The 21,902-nt window shown below is 43.1% G+C and carries 20 protein-coding genes and 2 pseudogenes (1 of these 22 running past the window's edge); 19 read left to right on the forward strand and 3 right to left on the reverse strand.

The window, feature by feature from the left end; translation table 11 throughout:
- Positions 1-337: 337 nt before the first annotated feature.
- From LP107_RS00140 to LP107_RS00225, 17 genes and pseudogenes are all read left to right on the forward strand, one after another.
- Positions 338-694: a hypothetical protein gene (locus tag LP107_RS00140; protein ID WP_029103448.1), complete on the forward strand. Its 357-nt coding sequence runs from the start codon at positions 338-340 to the stop codon at positions 692-694.
- Between the two features lie 359 nt (positions 695-1,053).
- Complete coding sequence (locus LP107_RS14560) at positions 1,054-1,569, forward strand: GspH/FimT family pseudopilin (RefSeq protein WP_115368887.1); 516 nt, start codon at positions 1,054-1,056, stop codon at positions 1,567-1,569.
- Positions 1,563-2,117 (forward strand): type IV pilus modification protein PilV, encoded by a 555-nt coding sequence (gene pilV / locus LP107_RS00150; RefSeq protein ID WP_115368888.1) that lies wholly within the window; start codon positions 1,563-1,565, stop codon positions 2,115-2,117. Before LP107_RS14560 ends, pilV begins: the two co-directional genes overlap by 7 nt.
- Positions 2,118-2,119: 2 nt before the next feature.
- A pseudogene (locus LP107_RS14565) lies at positions 2,120-2,191 on the forward strand (prepilin-type N-terminal cleavage/methylation domain-containing protein); the annotation flags it as partial.
- An 18-nt stretch (positions 2,192-2,209) separates the two neighbouring features.
- The gene (locus LP107_RS00155; RefSeq protein ID WP_264676054.1) at positions 2,210-3,073 is read left to right on the forward strand and encodes a PilW family protein; all 864 of its coding nucleotides are present in this window, start codon (positions 2,210-2,212) and stop codon (positions 3,071-3,073) included.
- Positions 3,074-3,124: 51 nt separating this feature from the next.
- Entirely contained in the window at positions 3,125-3,967 is an 843-nt protein-coding gene (locus LP107_RS00160) for a hypothetical protein (protein WP_264676053.1), read from the forward strand.
- A gap of 44 nt (positions 3,968-4,011) precedes the next feature.
- Positions 4,012-8,058, forward strand: a complete 4,047-nt coding sequence (locus tag LP107_RS00165) for a pilus assembly protein (RefSeq protein ID WP_264676052.1) — start codon at positions 4,012-4,014, stop codon at positions 8,056-8,058.
- Between the two features lies 1 nt (position 8,059).
- Positions 8,060-8,653, forward strand: a complete 594-nt coding sequence (locus LP107_RS00170; protein WP_158079701.1) for a prepilin-type N-terminal cleavage/methylation domain-containing protein — start codon at positions 8,060-8,062, stop codon at positions 8,651-8,653.
- On the forward strand, positions 8,653-9,084 hold the full coding sequence (locus LP107_RS00180; protein WP_112741666.1) for a type IV pilin protein: 432 nt from the start codon (positions 8,653-8,655) through the stop codon (positions 9,082-9,084). Before LP107_RS00170 ends, LP107_RS00180 begins: the two co-directional genes overlap by 1 nt.
- 437 nt (positions 9,085-9,521) lie before the next feature.
- Complete coding sequence (gene gshA / locus LP107_RS00185; protein WP_112741667.1) at positions 9,522-11,081, forward strand: glutamate--cysteine ligase; 1,560 nt, start codon at positions 9,522-9,524, stop codon at positions 11,079-11,081.
- Positions 11,056-11,598, forward strand: a complete 543-nt coding sequence (locus tag LP107_RS00190) for a disulfide bond formation protein B (protein WP_228157734.1) — start codon at positions 11,056-11,058, stop codon at positions 11,596-11,598. The genes gshA and LP107_RS00190 overlap by 26 nt, the downstream gene beginning before the upstream one ends.
- A gap of 151 nt (positions 11,599-11,749) precedes the next feature.
- Positions 11,750-12,527: pseudogene (locus LP107_RS14385) on the forward strand (IS30 family transposase).
- Positions 12,528-12,603: 76 nt separating this feature from the next.
- On the forward strand, positions 12,604-13,992 hold the full coding sequence (gene mpl / locus LP107_RS00205; RefSeq protein WP_112741668.1) for a UDP-N-acetylmuramate:L-alanyl-gamma-D-glutamyl-meso-diaminopimelate ligase: 1,389 nt from the start codon (positions 12,604-12,606) through the stop codon (positions 13,990-13,992).
- Positions 13,993-14,313: 321 nt separating this feature from the next.
- Positions 14,314-14,571: a GlsB/YeaQ/YmgE family stress response membrane protein gene (locus tag LP107_RS00210; RefSeq protein WP_078274981.1), complete on the forward strand. Its 258-nt coding sequence runs from the start codon at positions 14,314-14,316 to the stop codon at positions 14,569-14,571.
- Between the two features lie 651 nt (positions 14,572-15,222).
- Positions 15,223-16,188 (forward strand): metal ABC transporter substrate-binding protein, encoded by a 966-nt coding sequence (locus LP107_RS00215; RefSeq protein WP_228157735.1) that lies wholly within the window; start codon positions 15,223-15,225, stop codon positions 16,186-16,188.
- A 223-nt stretch (positions 16,189-16,411) separates the two neighbouring features.
- Complete coding sequence (locus tag LP107_RS00220) at positions 16,412-17,431, forward strand: metal ABC transporter ATP-binding protein (protein WP_078274982.1); 1,020 nt, start codon at positions 16,412-16,414, stop codon at positions 17,429-17,431.
- Positions 17,428-18,273 (forward strand): metal ABC transporter permease, encoded by an 846-nt coding sequence (locus LP107_RS00225; RefSeq protein WP_276001878.1) that lies wholly within the window; start codon positions 17,428-17,430, stop codon positions 18,271-18,273. The genes LP107_RS00220 and LP107_RS00225 overlap by 4 nt, the downstream gene beginning before the upstream one ends.
- A 139-nt stretch (positions 18,274-18,412) precedes the next feature.
- On the opposite strand, the gene LP107_RS00230 is transcribed toward LP107_RS00225, so the two are convergent.
- From LP107_RS00230 to LP107_RS00240, 3 genes are all read right to left on the reverse strand, one after another.
- Entirely contained in the window at positions 18,413-19,114 is a 702-nt protein-coding gene (locus tag LP107_RS00230; RefSeq protein ID WP_078275358.1) for an IS1 family transposase, read from the reverse strand.
- A gap of 168 nt (positions 19,115-19,282) precedes the next feature.
- On the reverse strand, positions 19,283-20,152 hold the full coding sequence (locus LP107_RS00235) for a hypothetical protein (RefSeq protein ID WP_264676050.1): 870 nt from the start codon (positions 20,150-20,152) through the stop codon (positions 19,283-19,285).
- A 78-nt stretch (positions 20,153-20,230) separates the two neighbouring features.
- Entirely contained in the window at positions 20,231-20,785 is a 555-nt protein-coding gene (locus LP107_RS00240) for a surface-adhesin E family protein (RefSeq protein WP_228157736.1), read from the reverse strand.
- Between the two features lie 46 nt (positions 20,786-20,831).
- Here LP107_RS00240 and LP107_RS00245 point away from each other — a divergent pair, with 46 nt between their 5' ends.
- Both LP107_RS00245 and LP107_RS00250 read left to right on the forward strand, forming a co-directional pair.
- Positions 20,832-21,251: a helix-turn-helix domain-containing protein gene (locus LP107_RS00245; RefSeq protein WP_264676049.1), complete on the forward strand. Its 420-nt coding sequence runs from the start codon at positions 20,832-20,834 to the stop codon at positions 21,249-21,251.
- 33 nt (positions 21,252-21,284) lie between these two features.
- On the forward strand, positions 21,285-21,902 hold the 5' portion of the coding sequence (locus LP107_RS00250) for a metal ABC transporter permease (protein WP_181879504.1). The gene runs 213 nt beyond the window's last position; only the first 618 of its 831 coding nucleotides appear in the window; it begins with the start codon at positions 21,285-21,287; the stop codon falls past the right edge of the window.

The following is a 21,902-nucleotide window of genomic DNA, read 5'->3' on the forward strand; positions in this document are numbered from 1 at the left end:
ACCACGAACGGAAACCGTAGCACTTTTTCATTTTGTAGAGTGTACATTATAAAAGTAATTGATTTTTATATAAATTTTTATTAAAAAATTGATTTTTCTATTTTTTCCGCACAAAATTTCAAAATAATGCTTGCATTTTATTTCTTGGTGTGGTTTAATACACACATAACAAAATGCTAATACATGATTTTGTTATGATATGACGATTTTTAGAAATTTGTTAATAGTCATTAAAATTTTAAATTAACTTGTTAATTTTAAAATATTTAATTATTGATAACTATTACTTAAATCGTCATTAATCTCAATATTAATTTGCTTTTTAAGGAATAGCATCATGGCTAAATTATCTCTTGACGGTCTAAGCGACATCGACGGTTTCATCGCAGCAGCATTGGTTGATAGCGAATCAGGTCTTGCCCTAGCTGCTTTGGGTACTGGCGTTGACCTAGAACTAGCTGCTGCTGGTAACACTGAAGTGGTACGTGCTAAGCGTAAAACTGCAAAAGCATTGGGTCTTAACGAGTCTATTGAAGACATCCTGATTACTCTAAGCGGTCAATATCACCTTCTCCGTCCACTAGTACGTAACGAGAATCTATTTTTGTACCTAGTGCTTGATCGTCAAAAATCAAATCTAGCAATGGCTCGTCACAGCCTAAAAGGTTTTGAAACTGAATTAGACTTCTCTTAATTCGAATTAAGATAATGATTAAAAAACACCTGTCTTTGGCAGGTGTTTTTTATTTTCAAACAATCACTTTGCCAATAATGCCAATTATTTGTCGGTTGGTCGCTATATTTGGTATTTTGGGGTGCCCTAGTTGTATAATAACAAAATAAATTCGCAAAAAATAAAAATCCTACAGACCGTCAATGGATTGTTGCATAATATGAGCTTTAGCATAAACAGGCTGTATTTGTATGTTTTTTGTATGAATAATGAAAGTAAAAGCCCTATTCCCCTAAAATTTGCGATATGTGGAATATTTTTGCAACAATTCTTTTATCTGTATTTATATTTGTATTTTTGTCCTAAAAAGCTGAGATTGTATGACAATTCGGCAAAATTATAAGGAATACACCGTGTCCTTTTCAGTATCTAGATGTGGTCATGTGGTACCATCTAAACAGTTGGGGTTTAGCTTGGTTGAGCTAATCATTGTTGTTGTAATTATAGGTGTCATAGCCACTATTGCTGCTCCAAATATCAATAGGTCATTAGAGAGTCAGCGTAATAAATCTACCGCCCAAACCATTGTCGCTGCCATGAAAGAGGCACGTGCAGAGAGTATGATGCGCCGACAGGATGTGACACTTACTCTGACGGGAAATAATGCGACATTGACGGTAGCGGGTACCACATTAAAGAATTTTAATATCAACACCTCAACGCCAGTAACAACATCAAGCGGTGCTGCCACGGTGGTATTTTTAGCAAACAAGCGAGTTAATCCAGCATCGACCTTTACGGTTGCTTGTGATAGTGAAAGAACTCGTGCAGGACGAGTGGTGGCGGTTGATGTTAATGGTAATGTTAGCTTACGTTCGGAGAATAGCCAATGTTAAGACAGAATACCTGTATTGGCCAACATGGCTTGGGCATGGTAGAGGTTATAGTATCATTACTACTGCTTGCTGTTGCTGTGCTTGGGTTTAGTGCCATGCAGATGAGAGCGGTAAAGGCAACAGATGAGACGCTTATTCGTAGCGATGCCATGGTAGCAGTACGTAATATTGCAGAGGACATGCGTTTGCATCCTACCGCAGACATGAAGCAAAGATATCGTGATGCCATCGCTGCACATGGCACTAGTGCAAACCCTGCCACTTATGCAGCAGCCATACCAGCTGCACCTGGCACAAACTGTGCAACATCCGCTTGCACTGCAGCACAGCAGGTGGATTATACTGCCCATCAAGCCATGAGACTGGCTGCAGATAACCAAATGATGCTAAACGCTTTGGACTGTCCTGGTGCAGGATTGGTGCGTGTTTGTCTGATTGCAAGCTGGGGAGAGACAACTCCGACCGTTGGTGGTGGCAATGAAGACTGTATTTCTGATCAAGGCACCTACAATCGTGGTTCAAGCTGTGTTGTATTGGAGACTTACTAATGATGAATAAACAACAAGGTTTTACTCTCATAGAGTTGATGATCTCTCTTGTGTTAGCTTTGCTTATCATCGCAGCAGTTGGTCAGGTATATGTGATCAGCGTACGTACAGCCACTGTCCAAGAAGCGGGTTCTAGTATCCTAGATGCCAATGTATTTGGTCTGCAACATATTGAGAATAATATCCGTATGGCGGGTTTGGGTCTGTCAGAGGCTTCCAAGGCCAGTGCTGTGGACAGTGGCGTATTAGCAGGTGGCGCTAATGCTGAGGCTGTTCGCGCGTTAGGCAATCTTACCACTGATCTTCTTAGTCGAGATGCATTAGATGCTACCACGACAAACACCAATGGTGGTGGTAGTGATCAGCTAACCATTCAGTATAGAGCACCTGTGAACATGCGTGACTGTGAAGGTAATTTGGTGTTAGGGCCTAGAACGGGTGTTTTAGAAATGCCAGGTAACCCTGTCGGGCCCATTGATGGTCAGATTATTATCGAGCGATACTTTGTCCGAGCCAATGGCGATACCTTAGAGCTTCGCTGTGATGCTGGTCTATATGTCTCTGATGTCATCGTTGAAGATGGTGGTCAGGGGACGGCAGATGCGACCATTCTAACGGGTGCCACCGAGCAGAATAACATCCATCGCTTTGGCGATGACGGGGCGTTGATTGTCTCAGGCATTGATGATTTTCAGGTGAGATTTGGTGTTGCCAATGGTGACGGTATTCATTATGTGACGCCGACAGAATATAATGGTATGGGAGCTAACACAGCAATCATCGCCATTCAGCTTGGTCTTTTGACTAAAGGTAGTGTCTCATCGATTGATGCTCCAGAAAATCCAACTTATACTATTTTAGGTAATCAAGTTGGGATGAAAGCTGATCAAGGCAGATTTATTCGTCGTGTCTATGAGACTAACATCATGCTACGTAATTCACGTGGTCGTTCTTAATCATGTCTTGGTGCGACTATGACAATACAACAATATAATAAAGGTGGTACTATGGTAAATCGCTCTGAATCTGGGGTGGCACTGATTGCTGTGCTCTTATTTTTGCTTTTGATTGCGATTGCAGGCATGATAGCGGTGCGTCAGGGTAGTTTGGATTTACGTGTTGCCACCAATGAACAAGCTGACGTGCTGATGTTAAACTCATCTGACTCTGTATTGGCTCATATCGAGACGGTAGCTGGCGATAATAATCACGTGCTTCGCCCCCAGATGATGTCTCAGACTAGAGGTGTGCTTGGCTACTTCATTCCCATCGGTGGTGCCAATGCGGACCCTAATGAGAAAGTAGACCATCAAGTGCGTTTTTGCTACACACCCAATGCACAGACATTTTTTGATGTCGAGAGAGCTCGTGTGTTACTGCCAGGTGGCGGCACCATGCGTACCAATGATGGTGCTTGCAACCCCAATAATGCCCAAGACTATATATCGGGGCGTAACACTGTTATGACTCAGGTGGTAACCCGTGGATTAACCAGTCAGACTGCCGATAGTGATAATTTTAAGTTAGCATTAGAAGGCGAGCAGACTGGTGCAGGCTTAACGTCGCCCAGCTCTCGCATTGCCATGCACAGTGTGTCTATGTTGCCTGGCTTGTCCAGTGCTGGCAGTGCTGATATTAGGAATTGTATGGATATGGCGGTCGGTGATATTACGAATGCCAACTATGGCAATAACTTCGGTACAAGAAATTTAACCACTTGTCTCCAAGAGCAAGGTGTCCCTGCCAAAGCCATCGTTGAAGAAGCTACTCTGCGCTTTGAAAGAGAGGCGGATGTCTGCGACAATGCTCAGCTTGCTGCAGACGGCACCTGTCGGGCACCTACACCATAAGAATCTTAAGAGTAGTTATTATTAAAATACCAAGGTAATATATGATGAAAAAATTTTCAATAAAACAGCTTAGTCACGCCATTATCGCCACCATGACGGTCATGAGTGCAGCGACACTACAATCTCATGCCAATACTGTCGAAAAACGCATTGGCGACCTAGAAATCTATGAAGCACCTACAGGTGGTGGCTCATCAGTCATGCTGATGCTGGATAACTCAGGATCGATGGGTCCAGGCAGTGTGGGCGTTGATTATCCTGGTAAAGGATGTCCCAATGCTCGATATATTCGGTCTGACAGTAACTCAGTTGTTGTCAAAAAAGATGATGGCAGTCCTGGCGAGCGTGTCAGTTATACAAGAAACTACTGCACCTCGACGGCGTATTATGATCGTATGGCACGTCTAAAAGATGCCATCATGCCACTGCTGGCCGATCCAGCCACAGGCTTTGGGGCTGACTATATGCAGTATAAGATCGGGCTGGGTAACTTTTTTTATAGAAGTGACGTTGATGGTGGCGGGGTCATCTCTTATCCTGTCTCTGAGCTGACTTATGAGCACAGACTGGCGATGGCGAAAATCATCGCGGGTCTGACAGCCAGCACCAACACACCCACCGCTCATGCCTATGCCGAAGCGGGGGCGTATATGCTAGGGACGACCACGAGTGGCTCAACAGAGATGGCGGACTTTTATACTTTGGTAACGTATGGTAACAACCCAGCGAACGGTACTCCCATGATTCGCTGTACTGCACCACAGCCCAAAGAAGGTCGGCTAGACACCACATGTCCGAATTATGGTATTATGAGGGCAACATTTAGCCGACAGCTATTAGCTGATCTTGGTGCGAATTATCAATATAGTAATGGACGGACAACTTTTTATTATAAAAAAGAAACCCTACCCAAGGGGGCTACAGGCAGTGGTTTTAACATGGCACACTCAAATGCCATCAAAGACAACACTTATGCCTCCCCGATTGGTAGTAGTCAATGTGACGGTCAAGGCATCTACTTTCTGACAGATGGTGAGCCCAACAACGCCAGCGGTAATGGCGTTGCTGACAATGCCACCACTTCCATCATGAATGCTGCCTTGGGGGCGAACCGTCTGTCTTTAAATGGTGGACTTTGCTCTATTAATGGCAAACCTAGAGATATCATTAGTGCTGGTAGTGGCTATGCCAGCGCTAGAAGCACCATCGGTCATCCTCAGTGGGAGTGTATTGGCGAGTTTGCCAAGGTATTGACCAGTAAAGATAACAAGGTGGGTAAGCCGATTTTGACAGCCACGGTCGGTTTTGGTAAGGTCTTCGAAGATGCAGGTAGATATAAGACCAACAAGGAGGTGGTGGATCTTTTCACAGGTGAAAAAAGCACCAGAAATATCTATGACTGCTCTCGCATCAAAAACCGTGATGCGAAAAACCTATGTTATCTGGGTGAGCGTGGTCATGGGTATGGTCAGGGCGGTTTTTATTATGCCGAATCTTCGAAAGATGTCGCCAGAAGTATTGTTGAATTTGTAACTAGTGTGACGGGCAGTATCTCAGCCGCTCCTTCAGGAACGGTGGCTGTGCCAACTGACCCATTATCTATCGCCAGCTTGCAGCCTTATGCCTATCTGCCCATGCTACAGGCGAATATTGCGGACGCCCCTGCGACCTGGCCGGGCAACTTAAAAAAATACCACACGCTAAACGGCACATTATATGGTAGAGATGGGGTGACCAGACTCTATCAGACGGCAGGAGGCTCCACCTTCCCCTATGCCACCAACCCTAGGGCTCTGGATATATGGCAAAAAGGAGATGCCGCCGATGGTGCCATTACCACAGGGGGTAGCTATGCACGCTTGCCCACGCCTACGGCAAACAACAAGAATACCGTGCGTACAGTCTATGTAGAAGATGCTGGTAAGATGAAGAAGGTAGGTGTCCAAAACGGTCAGCTATTTGGCTTTGATACCTTGTCAGCGAGCTACAGTGCCTTAGATAAGGCGTATATCCTGCATTACCTGGGCTTTGGTAATGTGTCTTTGTTAGAATCAGACTATCAAGGCACGCCAGCACAGCAGAATGCTAAACTACAAAGTGAGTTTAGCAAAGCACCTGTAGGCAAGCCGGTCATGGGTGGTATACATCACTCTGTACCAGCATTGGTGGCATACCAAGGTCAGTTTGACAGCACAGGCAACGTCTCATCAACACAAGGTCGTCAGGACTACGTGCTGTATGGCTCCATGAGCGGTTCTTTACTTATGGCAAATGCCAGCACTGGCGAAGAGGAGTTTAGTTTTATCCCTCGCAGAATGTTTGAAGATGACAAACAGCGTAGAGCTCTAAGCCCATCAGGAACAGGCACTTCTGGCGAGCCTGCCTTTGGGGTCGATGCACCTTGGGTGATTAATGCTAAATACAACTATGACTTTTCAGCTTCACCCACACGGATTACCACCGATGCAATTGCCGCTTCGAATAATGCAACAGCTCAGGGGCGAGGTCATATCTATGCCTACGGCGGTCTGCGTATGGGGGGTGAGGGTCTTTATGGCTTGGATTTGACCGATAGATCGGCACCTAGCATGCTATTTAGCATAGACAGCAAAACAGCTGGATTTGAACGCATGGGTCAAATTTGGGCGAAACCTGTTGTGGCAAAAATCAAAACCGGAACTGGCAGTAGAGGTGAAAGTATTGAGCGTGAGGTGTTGATTTTTGGCGGTGGCTATGACATGTGCTATGAGAACACCCTGTTCAAACTAAATGATGCTGACAATAAGGATACAACGTGTGCTAACAAAGCAGAGACCAAAGGTAATGCGGTTTATATGGTCGACTCAGAGACAGGACAGCTGGTTGGACGCTGGACAAAAGGTGAGAACATTGGTAATACAGGTGTTACAACCACTAGCGGGTTGGATTATATGAATCACAGCGTGGTGAGTGGCATTACAGCACTTGACCGCAACAATAACGGTTATATTGACCATCTGTATTTTGCCGATTTGGGTGGTCAGGTGTTTCGTGTTGACTTAATTGAGCTATCAGGCGAAAATAACGAGACAGAACTGACCAACAAGATAACCAGAGGTGTGGTCAGGGTATTTAACGCCAACGAGGGTGGTTTGGGCGAAAATCACATCCCTTATCGTTTTTATGAAGCACCGATTGCAAGTTTTTATACCGATCCTAATGATTCACAGCGTTTTGCGGTGGTCAATGTCGCCTCAGGGGACAGAAGTTCGCCACTAAGCCGTCGCCGTGGATTGTCAGACGCAAACCGTATCTATGGTATTATCGATCGTGATATCGCCAGCACCCGTGTAACCAACTCGTTGATTGGGGCAGATGGATTGATGAGCATCAACCTAAATAATTCAAATTTACGAAAAATGGACACCAAGGAGATTGCTGGAGCTCAAGACACAGAACAATACCGTGAGTCGCTCATCAAAACCATGAGAGACAAAAAGCTCAATGAAGAAAAAGAAGTTAGAGTGGGTGATACCACCATCAAACTGCCAGTATATGAGCACATGGGTTGGTATTATGACATGATTCGTTATGATGGACGTATTGATGTTGAGAACCTAAAAGCGGTCGGACCGGGCATGGTTGCAGGTGGCGTGTACTATAACAGTGTCTATAGTCCTGATTTTCAGTTTGGTAGTGGTGGGACGTGTGAAGCTCGTACCATAGGTGCAACAGAGCGTCAAATGTATTGTATGCCTTGGGGTGTCTGCCCAACCAATACTGCCGAAAAACCATCTGCAAATGGCACGTTAGGTTATGCAACGGCTGGTATGGGCATCCAAGAGTTGGCAACCGTCGCCTATACTTCAGAGCGTGATACAACCACAAACTTGCGTACCTTCCTAAGTGCTCAAACCGTACAAGAAAGAGCCAGTATGGCAAACACTAGCCCTTCCCGAGGTGGTGGTTCAGATGGTCGTTTCGTTGATACGGCAGGTACATCGGTTAATACTGGTGTCGGTGTTGATTTGCCCTCACAGCCACAGATTGACAGTGAAAGATACAACCTGCGAGTGAATCGTTGGTACGATTTCCAAAATGCGGAGAGATGATATGACTCAGAGGTTTTTCGTTAAACATCACGAGCAGGGTTTTACCTTGTTGGAGCTGATAATTGTGGTAATAGTTGTGGCGATACTTGCCAGCATTGCCCTTCCTAACTATCGCAACATGGTTGTTCGCAATGCAGAGTCAGAGGTGCAGTCTACCATGGGTAGAATCCAAGTGGATTTAGATAGATGGCGAGCATCTGCCATGACCTATCGTGGTTTTGTACCTGTCAGAGATGTCGATAATAACGGAAGATTGATTCATAGTTACGGTGATAATAATAACACCCCTAACGGTACTGTTATATTCGTGCCGTTAGGCAGTAACCAAAATAACTTTCGCTATCGTATTGAGTTAAGAGACGGTGATAATACAGCAGTCGGTCTAAATCCTGCCATTAATGCCAACATTGTAGGCTCGGGACGCTCTTGGGTGATGCATGCCACGCCAAATCCCAATAATGGCAGCATTAATAACGCCAGTGCTTTTGTACTGCGTAGCACAGGTTTTAAGTGTAAATCCAGCGCTGGTGCTAATCCGACTGTGGTAGGTCTAGCTACGACGACCTGTAATGCTGCAGGGCAGGAGACTTGGTGATGAATAAACAACAGGGATTTACACTGATAGAAGTAATCATTGTGGTGGTGATTATCGCCATCTTGGCAGCCATTGCCATTCCTAGCTATCAAGATTATGTTGTGCGTACTAAGCGTGCAGACATGATGACAGAATTACAAAATATTGGTAGGCAGTTAGAGGCAAGAAAGCTGGCGGTGGGACGGGGCGGTTACCGTGCTTTGGCAGCTAACAACAACCAAGCCATCCAAGATTTGCTTGGGGGCTATCCTCGCTCAGGTATTGCATTATATAATGTAACCATCGGTGACCTAGACTCTGGTAACTGGGTATTAACAGCAAATCCAAGTGCAGCTGGTACACAAGCTAGAGATGGTGCACTTGTTCTAAGCGCCAATGGTAGAAAATGCCGTGATAATAGCTGTGGCATGGGTGATGAATGGAGAAATTAGTAGCTCTGTTATTATCATTCTAAGTTGCTACTTAAAACTCACCCAATAATAACATATCGGGTGAGTTTTTATTAGACTTCTTTCCAAACCCCGATTTTTATAGATCTTTAAAAACTTCAAACCCAGTGTTTATAAGGGTTTATTTTTAGTTTAGAAAGAGATTTATTGCCAAATATTTATCAATCAAATGTATCGATTTGGTTCTCTATTGATATATTTTACCAAATGAATAAGCATCTTTTCCAAAAATTCTTTGCAGTCATACGCCCATCTCTATTATAATAGGAGTGTTGAACTTTTGTATTTGCAATAAAAGCAAGATTTAGCCATTTCATGCAAAAACATCATTTTATTTCTACAAAATTTCTAAATGTTAAATTGTGTTGTAAAGGTTCAACATCCCCTAGACACATTAATAGTTTAATACGGATAATATAATGAATCCATCTTTACATTTTACCCTGCCCACTTGGTTTAACTCAGCCCTTGTGGCGGGCATGAAGCGTGGCATAGAAAAAGAAGGTTTGCGTATGCAGCCCAACGGACACGCCTCCAAAGTCTTCCACCCTGCCAAACTCGGCTCAAAACTCACCCATCCCTACATCACCACCGATTATTCTGAAAACTTATTAGAACTCATCACCACACCCAAAGCCACCATCAAAGATGCCTTGGATATGCTTCGTGAGCTTCATGTGCTGGTGCATCGCTCGCTAGAATATGGCGAGCTGATGTGGCCGTTATCCATGCCGTGTATGTTGTCGGCAGATGACAGCGACATTCCGCTTGCTGATTATGGCACGTCCAACATCGGCAAACTCAAAACGCTCTACCGCTCAGGGCTTGGGGTGCGATACGGTCGCAAAATGCAGACCATTGCAGGATTGCATTATAATCTATCGGTGGGCGATGACTTGTTTAACAAATGGGCAAAGGCGGAAGTTTGCACCGATTTACAAGATTTTAAAAACAAAAAATATCTGGGGCTAATTCGCAACTTCAAACGCCTAACGCCACTTGTCTTATACCTACTTGGGGCAAGCCCGAGCGTGTGCGGATGTTTTTTGACAGGTCGCACGCATGACCTTCTACCGCTTGACAACGCCAAGCACACTTACTATCAGCCCAACGGCACAAGCTTACGCATGGGCAAATTGGGCTATACCAACAGCGTTCAAAAAGAGCTGGACATTCGCTACAACGATTTGGATGAATACATCAAAGGACTAAGACGAGCCATTGGTACGCCATTTGCCGACTTTACGGACATTGGGGTGGACGACAAAGACGGCAATCCTGTGCAGATTAACGACCATATTTTGCAAATTGAAAACGAGTTTTATAGTCCCATCCGCCCAAAACAAGTAACCCAATCAGGCGAGACACCCACGCACGCCCTACAAAGTCGGGGGATTGCCTATGTGGAGTTTCGTGCCATTGACCTAGACCCGTATAGCGACATCGGTATCACGACCGCTACGGCGTGCTTTTTGGAGATTTTGGCGTTGTATTGCTTGCTGTCCGAGTCGCCTGATTTGCTACCTGATGAAGAGCAGTATTTGGCGGACAATGTAGAAACGGTTGTCAATCACGGTCGCAAAAAAGGCGTGCGTATCACGACCGAGCAAGGCGAGCAGGAGCTACATGAATGGATTATGCGTACTTTGAACGAGATGCAGCCCATTGCGGACGCTTTTGATGAATATCACGAGGGCAACGACTATCGCAGTGCATTGGCACTCATGCAAGGCAAGGCAACCAATCCAAACTTTACGCTGTCGGCACAGATTGAGTCGGATTCAAGACGGCTTGGCAGTACATGGAAACTTGGGCAGTTTTTGGCACAAAAGCACCAAAATGAACTGCTTGGCTATGCCATCAGCAATGAAAACGCCTTTAATTATGCCAACATTGCCATACAGTCCTTTGCCGACCAACAGCAGTTAGAGCGAGAAGAGACCCAAGATTTTTATGAATACTTACAACAATACAGATAGCACCATGTTAAAACACCTAACTTTTCGCACGCTGTGTGCGTGCTTATTTGCCTTGTCGGTCGTGGCGACCTTTGTGGCGATTTTTTATTTTCAAAAGCATTTGGGTCTTGACCCGTGTCCTTTGTGTATCTTTCAGCGAATTGGCGTGTGGATAATGGGGGTGTTTGCCTTTGTTGGCATGCTTGTAAACCCCAAAAAACTTTGGGCTAAGCTTACCCTATGGGGCGGTATGGCTCTTGGGGCGTTGTGGGGGCTTGGGGTGGCAGGTCGTCATGTGTGGCTTCAACACCTGCCTGCCGATGAAGTGCCTGCCTGCGGCCCAGGGCTGAACTACTGGGTCGATACCTTGCCGATTTTGCAGGTGTTCCAAGAGGTACTAAAAGGCTCGGGCGAATGTGCTGAGATAGACTGGCAAATGTTGGGGTTTAGCATACCTGAGCTGACCCTTGCCATGTTTGCGGTGTTTTTGGTGATACTGGGTGTTGGGTTTGCCAGGATACTAAAAAAGCAGATGTAAGGTTAAGGTAAAAGAGAAGACGGAAAAATTTTTCCGTCTTTTTATTTTAGCCTTAAATTCACAACCCAACCGCAACACCAAATAACATAAAGAAGCGTTCATCAATTTAATGTATTATTAAGTCACCACACAAAATAAAGCATTAAAGAGCATGAACACTTCTTACAAACATCTTAGCATAGATGAGCGTGAAAAGATAATGGTTTTGTTATCTTTGGGTAAATCTATGGGTATAATTGCCAAACAATTAAACAGAGCCAAGTCCACCATTTGCCGTGAAATCAAGAGAAATGGCGGTGTTGACAATTATTTGGCAATCAAAGCAACTTGTCTTTACCAAACAAGAAGACAAGCCTGTCGCCCGAGCTTAAAGCTCACCAATCCGTATGTATTTAACTTGGTACAAGACAAGCTATTTAACCATCAATGGTCGCCTGAGCAAATACAGCATCGCTTAGCCCTTGAAGGTAGCCAAATAACGGTGAGTTATGCAATCATCTATCGGGGTTTGTATCAAGGCTTGTTTTGTTACTTTGGTAGATAGATGTAGTCGTTTTTTAATTTGCACAACCGTCAAAGCCAAAAAAGCAACCTTGGTCAGTCAAGCCATCATCAATGCCTTAGTGAATCAGCCTGTGCATACAATCACACCAGATAGAGGGAAAGAATTTGCCAAACATCGAAAAATAACAGACCACTTAAAAGCAACCATCCACTTTCCACCACCAAGACAGCCTTGGCAAAGAGGAAGCAATGAAAACACCAATGGGTTATTAACAGAATATTTCCCCAAAGGGTCTGATATTAACCAGTGGGACAATCAATACATACAAACAAAGGTCGCCAAACTCAATCTGCGACCTAGAAAATGTTTAAATTGGCGAACACCTTATGAGGTCTATTATCAAAAGGTGTTGCAGTTAGTTTGATGATTCAAGAAATAAAAAAACCGTCTTTTACCAAAATTTGCTATAATTTGCCAAATTATCATAGTAAGGCACCATCATGCACATTCATTTTTTGGGTATTTGTGGGACGTTTATGGGGTCGCTTGCCCTGATTGCACGTTCGCTTGGGCATACCGTTACAGGCTCGGACACCGCCATTTATCCACCCATGAGTACCCAGCTTCACAACGCTGGCGTTGAGATTTTGGAGGGCTACAAGTCAGCTCACCTAGACCCTGCCCCTGATTTGGTGGTGGTGGGCAACGTCTGCAAACGTGGCATGGAGGCGGTGGAATATATGCTGGACAAGCGACTTCGCTACACGTCTGCTCCACAATTTTTATCCGAACACGTCCTACAATACCGCCATGTCCTAGCGGTGGCAGGCACGCATGGCAAGACCACAACCACGACCATGCTTGCTTGGATTTTGCAATATGCAGGGATTGACACAGGCTTTTTGATTGGTGGCGTACCACTTGTGGCTACCGATGATGAACGCTTAAAATCTGCCTTTACCCACAGCTCGCATTTGGGTCAAGACTATTTTGTCATTGAAGCGGACGAGTATGACAGTGCTTTTTTTGACAAACGCTCAAAATTTGTTCATTATCGTCCCACGACTGCAATTTTAAATAACTTAGAATACGACCATGCTGATATTTTCGCTGATTTAAAGGCGATTCAAACCCAATTTCATCACATGATTCGCATGATACCGCCAAGCGGTCAAATCATCATGCCAAAAGGCGTGGAGAGCTTAGAAGATACCCTAAAAATGGGCGTATGGACACCTGTTTGGCGGACAAGCGTCGGTGATGAAGCAGATTGGCAAGCGACTTTGGAGCAAGCGGACGGCTCGGTGTTTCACGTGAAACATATCGGACAAACAGGCGATGAGACAGGTACGGTAACTTGGGGCATGAGTGGCGTGCATAATGTCAATAATGCTCTGGTGGCTATCGCAGGGGCGTACAGCGTGGGCGTGAGTGTGGCGACAGCGTGCAAGGCTCTGTCAAACTTTGCAGGGATAAAACGCCGTATGGAGCTCATCGGCGATATTGGCGGGGTGCAAGTGTATGATGATTTTGCCCATCATCCGACTGCCATTACCACCACGCTTGACGGTGCTAAGAAAAAACTCACAGGTCGCAAAATTTGGGCGGTCATTGAGCCACGTTCTAACACCATGAAATTGGGTGTTTATAAAGCCGAGCTTGCTCCGTCTGCGTCATTGGCGGACGGTGTGATTTGGTATGAGCCAAAAGGCTTGTCATGGGGACTAAAAGAAGCTGTTGGCGAGACGGGTGGGCAAGTCGTACTTGATAGCATTGATGAAATTTTGGCATTTATCAAGGCAAATGTCCGCTCAGGCGATGCCATCGTTGTCATGAGTAATGGCGGATTTGAAGGGATACATGGGCGGATTTTGGAAATACTGACTTAACCATCACAAAGACTTGCTTAGGCAGGTCTTTTTTATTGCTCTTTTTTACAAAAATCACTCACAATCATTGCATATTTGCTAAGATTTTAACCAAATCATCAAAAATCTGCCTAAAATTTGACATTCGTCCTACATTATTAACGTTTTTGGGGTAGTGTGGGCGGTAAGATTGGCTTACAATTCGTTTAACTTTTACATCAAGTAAAAAGCAGACAAAGCAAATTGGTCAGGTTGGTAAAGGTATTCTAAGACCATTGTTTAACCATGGTTTAATTGATTTGCCAAAGCATTTATGGGCTAGGCAGTTATAGGAGAGACATCATGAGTATTATTTGGACAATCATTGTAGGATTGGTTGCAGGACTGTTGGCACGTGCTATCAAACCAGGGGCAGACTCAATGGGCTGGATTATGACCGTTATTTTAGGTATTGTCGGGGCGGTCGTTGGCGGATTTTTGGCGAGTGTGTTGGGCATGTCAGTTGAGGGCGGTTTTGGTGGCTTGGTGCTGTCAGTGATTGGTGCCATCATCGTGCTGTTCATCTATGAGTTTGCCACGGGTAAAAAACGTGTGAAATAATTAAAAATAATTTAATCAAAAAATATTGACATTTTAAAATGTTAAATTTTGATTTGACAAAAACCTTGCTATGATATTGGCAGGGTTTTTGGTTTGTGTAGGGCGTGCCTAACCTTTATAACACAATTTAAAATATAGAAATGTTTTAGAAATAAAACAATGTTTTTGCATGAAAAATGGCTATCCGACCACTTAATTTTTAGGCTCTGGTTCAAAAAGTATGCTACAAAGAAAACCGTTCGTGGTGAGCTTGTCGAACCATAACGGTTTTCCGACCCTTCGACAGGCTCAGGGCGAACGGAAAACCTAGTTCAGCATACTTTTTGGACTACTATCAATTTTTAAAATTAAGTTAAAATCTTAAGATTTATCAGATTAAGTGGTCGGATGTTTTTCATAATAAAAGCTCGTTGGATAGAATGACCATCAAACTTCACTTTTTCCTTGAAGAACGGGCGATTTTCCTCATTTTCATTGCAAATACAAAAGGCAGGCACGCCCTATTTATTTTATCAAACCCCTTGATTTTTTAACAATTAATGAGTATTATTATCATCATCTAAATTCCTTATTTATAACATGGTTTTTTGATGTATGTTTAAACCAATGGAATAAGGGTAATTTCAATTTATTGATGTGGTTGGAAATTTTATGATGATACCTTCTTTTGAGTTAAAAAAATGGGCGACCTGCTTGGGGCTTAGCCTTGCTCTCATCGGCTGTGGCAACGACAAGCCTGCCGAACAAAAAACCGAACAAGCCCCCACACCCACCGCCCAAACCGACAAAATGACGGTGGTAACGACCTTTACCATTATTGAAGACATTGCCCAAAATGTCGCAGGGGACGCAGCAGACGTTCATTCCATTACCAAAGCAGGGGCGGAGATTCATGACTATGAGCCGACCCCAAAGGACATTGCCAAGGTCAAAGAAGCCGATTTGATTTTGTGGAATGGCATGAACTTGGAGCGTTGGTTTGAAAAATTCTATGCCGATGCCAAAGACACTCCTGCGGTGGTGGTAACGGACGGTATCACGCCCATACCTATCAAGGCAGGCTCATATAAGGATTTGCCAAATCCGCACGCTTGGATGTCTACGTCTAACGCCTTGATTTATGTGGAAAATATCAAAAACGCATTCATCAAACACGACCCCAAAAACAAAGACGTGTACATCAAAAATGCCGAAGAATACGCCAAAAAAATCAAAGCCATGGACGAGCCACTTCGTGCCAAACTTGCTCAAATTCCTGAAAATGAGCGTTGGCTGGTTACCTCTGAAGGGGCATTTAGCTACCTTGCCAAAGATTATGGGCTAAAAGAAGCCTATCTGTGGGACATTAACGCCGAGCAGCAAGGCACACCCCAGCAGGTCAAGGCACTTATTGACACGGTCAAAACCAACAAAATTCCTGTGGTATTTAGCGAAAGCACCATTTCGGACAAACCTGCCAAACAAGTCGCCAAAGAAGCAGGAGCGTATTATGGCGGTGTGCTGTATGTGGACAGCCTAAGCGAAAAAGACGGTGCAGTGCCAACTTATCTTGACTTGTTAAATGTAACGGCAAGCACGGTGGTTAAAGGGTTTGAAGACGCAAAAGCTCAAAAATAATTGACAAGGCGATTTGGCAAGATAAAATACGGTATCTTGCCAAATTTTTGATTTACAAAATATGGGAATATAGTGTTTATAAATTAGGCGGTAGGGGCGAATACAACGCCCAAATGCTAAGGGTTTTATTGGGCAAATTGCAATTTACCCCTACAAATCCACCATTGATTTATTGTGCTAATTTCAAAAATTTCTATCTTTTTTAAATCAATTTTTCACAATTATGACATACATTCACGATTTAACCGCCAGCATTAGTGTTCAGGATTTGTCCGTGCGTTACGCCAACGGTCATCACGCCCTTTTTGACATGAATTTTGCCTTAACAGGTGGGACAACTTGTGCCTTGGTGGGGGTAAACGGCTCTGGCAAATCCACGCTGTTTAAGTCCATTATGGGACTGATTAAACCTCAATCAGGGCAGATTTTGCTCTGTGGTTTGCCCATTAACACCGCCCTAAAACAAAACCTTGTCGCATACGTTCCCCAAGCCGAAGAAGTGGACTGGCAATTTCCTGTGTCGGTTTATGATGTGGTGATGATGGGGCGGTATGGCCATATGAATTTTTTGCGACTGCCCAAGGCAATCGACCGCCAAAAGGTAGCAGACGCCATGGCTCGGGTGGATATTTCTCATCTAAAAGACAGGCAAATCAGCGAACTGTCAGGCGGTCAAAAAAAGCGGGTGTTTTTGGCTCGCTCGCTTGCCCAAGAAAGCAAAATTATCCTGCTTGATGAGCCGTTTACAGGCGTTGATGTCAAAACCGAAAAGGCGATTATGGCTCTGCTTGACGATTTACGAAGCGAAGGGCATTTGATTTTAATCTCCACGCACAATCTGGGGACGATTCCAGAATTTTGCGACCAAGTGGTGATGATAAATCGCACCGTGCTGGCAAGTGGTACAACCAAAGAGACATTTACCCAAGAGAATTTGGAGAAGGTGTTTGGGGGAGTGTTACGGCAAATTCGCTTGGCAGGCAAGGACCTGCACGATGACGATGACAGTCGTGCGGTTACGATTTTGGCGGACGATGAAGTGCCTGCGGTGTTTTATGGGGTGCATGACGGCACGCCCGAGCGTAGCCACTGCGATGAGATCGCACAGGCGAGCCGTGTGGGGCAGGTCAATATGAATCAAAAACGGGCAAAAAATGACGACGTACAACTGTACAACCCTAAAACCGACACCACAACGCCCAGCCCCACACCAAATTCAAACCCAAATAAGGATATGCCATGAGTGAGCTGTTTGCCTTGCTTGCCGAGCCTTTTGCCTATGAATATATGGTAAAAGCGATGGTGATGTCGTCTGTGGTCGGTGGCGTGTGTGCGTTTTTGTCGGCATATTTGATGTTAAAGGGTTGGTCGCTTATTGGCGATGCCTTGTCCCATGCGGTCGTGCCGGGGGTGGCGATTGCGTATGCTCTCGGCTTGCCTTATGCGATTGGGGCGTTTTTTTCGGGGATATTGGCGTCTTTGGCGATTTTGTGGGTTAAATCTTTGACAAACCTAAAAGAAGATGCGGTGATTGGCTTTATTTTTACCACGTTTTTTGCCTTGGGACTGTTTATCATCTCTATCAATCCCACGTCTGTCAATGTTCAAGAGATTATTTTTGGCAATATTTTGGGTATTAGCGATACCGACATGATACAAGTGGGCATTGTCATGGCGGTGTCGCTTGGTTTTTTGCTCGTTTTTTGGAAAGATTTATTGCTTGTGTTTTTTGATGAAATTCATGCCAAATCGGTGGGACTGTCGCCCAAAGTGTATCAAGTGCTGTTTTTTAGTCTGTTGTCTGCGTGCGTGGTGTCGGCACTGCAAACGGTGGGGGCGATTTTGGTGATTGCGATGGTCATCACCCCTGGGGCAACGGCATATCAACTGACCGACAGATTTCGTCCGCTTATTCTAATCGCAGGATTTTTAGGCGTAACCACAAGTGGGCTTGGCGTGTATCTAAGCTACTATCTGGACGGGGCAACAGGGGGTGTGATTGTGTCCTTGCAGACGATGTTGTTTGTGATGGCGTTTTTGTTTTCGCCGAAGTTTGGGGTTTTGAGAAAAAATAGGGTTTCTTAAAATAAGAGTGGTGCTTATTTTAAGGAAATAAGTTTTCCTAAAATAACGATGATGTTTATTTTAAGAAAATTGATTTTCCTAAAATAGTGCGTTAAACTGTTTTAGGAAAAGTTTTTTTGGCTCTGGTCTAAAAAGTATGCTAAACCCAACCATAGTTAATATAATGAAACACCAACTCAAATGCTTTGAAATGGTTTTCTAGCTTTTTAGAAAAACAGCAAGTTCTCCTAAATGCTCGCCTGACGAAGGTTCTCAGTCTGGTGTTATTGCCTTCAATACCCACAGTAAAGCGTTTACCAACTTGTTTTAAAGAGTGCTTAAAGGCAGTTAAAAAGCTATCCCAATCATCACAAGCAATTTTGTTGAAAGTAATGCCTAGTTGGGTAAGTTGTATTTTGAGTTTTTTGGCAGTAGCAAGGTTTCGTTTGCCCCACACAAAAGCAACAATCTCACCTGTGCCTTTGTCATAAGCATAGATGAGCCAAACTTTGTTTTTCTTGTTACCAACATAAGTCCAAAACTCATCCACTTCTAAGGTGTCGTAATGTTGTTGTTTGGGTTTGATTTTGTGGTTGCTGTTTGTGAGTACACTTAGCACCTTTGCTTTGCTCACTTGTTCAATTACCACAATATCTGCAATGCTACACCCACGAGCAAGCATTAAGCGTATTTTGTTGTCTATGTGCGAATAACAGCCCTTGTAGCTTAGTTCTGACTGTTGGACAAACTGTCTGTGGCAATTTTTACAAAAATAATTTTGTTTGCCATAGCTTTTTACGCCATTTTTCTTTATACTATGACATAGGCAACTTGGGCAAGTAATGGTAATTGTCGTCTTCATAACCGTAAATTACCACTGTTTGGTTAAGTTGTCTTTTTAGTTTTTGTTACAGCATACTTTTTGAACCACTGCCGTTTTTTTAAATTCAAAACTCCAACCAATAGTTGGAGTTTTTAGACTATCATTTATTATAAAATAAAAGTGAATTTTGTAGGGGTGCTTGCAAGATTAAAACCAATATTTGACACCGCCACTCCAAGAGCAAGCACCACGCCTACTAAAACCGTAATAATAAGTATCGTCCCAGCATTGAGCGGTAGGCTCTTTGCTATATCCATAATGTTCTGATGGATAGTGTTTGTTTTTATTAGCGTATTGTTGTTGGGGGATTTGTAATTCTGGTTGCTGTGGTTTTGCAATCTCTATTGGGTTTTCAAGAAAGTATAATCTCGCATTTATATCACTATTTATTGTATAATTGGGCATATCTCTAAGTTTTTGAAACCAACTAAGTGCCAATTCCTTATTTTTCGCCACACCCAATAAACCGTCGTGATAGATGATACCAATTTTTTCCATTGCCTGAGTGTTATTATTTTCGGCTGATTTTATGTACCAATAAATTGCGTTATTGTTATTTTTGGGAACACCAGCACCATTTCTCCAATTTTCGGCAAGTTGAAATTGTGCATCGCTATTGTTTTGTATGGCAGATTGCTCATACCAATAACTTGCATTTTTTAAATTCGTTGGAATACCAATACCGTTTTGATAGATTTCGGCAATTTTGTATTGAGCTTCCGCATCGCCTTTTAGGGCTGCTTGCTCATACCAGTAAGCGGATTTTTGTAAATCCACATCAGAATCTAAACTAAGAAAAAAAGGATATCCGCGTTTGTATAAGTGAGCCAGTTCAAAGTGTGCTAATATATCTCCATTTTTTGCCATATTTTCATATTTTTGTATTTCTTTCTCAAAATTATATTTATTTTGAAATGGCAAACCGATAAATATATATAAAATAATCAATAAAAAAGCAATAAATGGAGTGAGATATATGCAGGCTACGACAAGATTTGCAGAAGGATTATCTTTCATAAATATTCCATTTTATATATTCTAATAATTCTACTGGTGTATTAAGATAAAATTATGTGGAAGTTTAATAATGCTTCCTTATTTGGTTTGATAAGCTGATTTGATGTTATAAAAATTACAGGTTGTTTTTGATAAACCGTCTGCTACTGTATCTGGAACAATCCTATCCCAATTACTAGATGAATAAGTAGATAGATGATTGTTCTTACCACTAACAACCAAATTGCCATTACTGGCATAAAATACCACATCACCATAATTTGATTTACCAGCTAAGCAATCAAAATACCAAAGCTCCTTTACTTGATGATATGAGCGACCGTCTCTTAGTTTTTGAGAAGTAGGGTAATCAAATTTTAACCAAGCAGTTACATAGTAATTGTTTTTATCATAGTTATTAAAATAATAACCTGATATGCTGTCAATATCTATCCAAATTATTTGTTTTTGCTCTCCTGTTACGCCTGTGTTCACCCAATTTACCGTCATTGCCACTTGACTGCTTGCTAACAATAAACTTAATAACATTAACTTCTTCATAAGATTTACCTGTATTTGATTTTTAATTTGCCAAAAATTTTCCCCTATGATACAATAATTTGACCAATCTTTAAACCAACCAAAACTTAGCATTTTCCAACTGACAGTATGCTTTTGAACATTTTTTTGAGAACATAAGATGATTGATTTTGAAAACATTCGTGAATTAAGGGAAAAACACCACTTAACCCAAGAGCAAATGGCGGAAAAGCTGGACATTACTCGTAATGGCTATGCTAAAATTGAGCAAGGCAAAAGTATGCCAAATCTAAAACGCCTAAACGAAATCGCCAATATTTTTGGGGTGGAATTATTTGATTTATTAAAAATGGACAATCAAAATATTGTCTATCAAATTGGCGAAAATTATCACGGCAATAATAATGATTATAATGGTAACGAAAAATTAGAAAAAGAAATCATTCAATTAAAATCCGAAATACAAAAATTACAACTTATTATTGCTCACAAAGATGAATTATTAGAACAAAAAGATGATTATATTAAGGTATTAAAGCAAATTGTAAATTCTGCTACACCTATTTTGGAAACTTTGTGATATTTTCTAGAATGTTTTAAAAGTAAAAGAAAAATGCCCCTAACTGACCTTCTCCTAACTCCCCTATCTTACCCTTTTATGCAACACGCCCTATTATCATCGGTCGTTGTTGGGGCGGTGTGTGCGGTGCTGTCGTGCTATGTGGTGTTAAAGGGCTGGTCGCTCATGGGCGATGCGATTAGCCATGCGGTGTTCCCAGGAGTGATTGTGGCGTTTTGGCTTGGGGTGCCGATGTCGCTTGGGGCATTTGTGGCGGGGCTATTTTGTGCCATATCGGTGGGGTTTTTAAAAAATAACACCCGTATCAAGGAAGATACGCTCATGGGCATTGTCTTTGCAGGCATGTTTGCGGTAGGGCTTGTTATGTTTACCAAAATAGACACCGACCAGCATTTAAAGCATATTTTGTTTGGCAATCTGCTTGGTATCAGCCGTGAAATGCTTATCCAGACCATGATAATTTGTGGGGCGATTTTGGGGGCGGTGCTGTTAAAAGGCAAGGATTTATTGTTGTACTGCTTTGACCCAAGTCATGCTCGTGTGGCAGGACTGTCGCCCAAAGTTTTGCATTATGGGTTGCTTATTTTATTGTCCGCCACAATTGTGGTTGCCATGCAAGCCGTTGGCGTGATCTTGGTGGTGGCGATGCTC

This window comes from Moraxella bovis, from assembly GCF_025985205.1.
Lineage (GTDB): Bacteria > Pseudomonadota > Gammaproteobacteria > Pseudomonadales > Moraxellaceae > Moraxella > Moraxella bovis.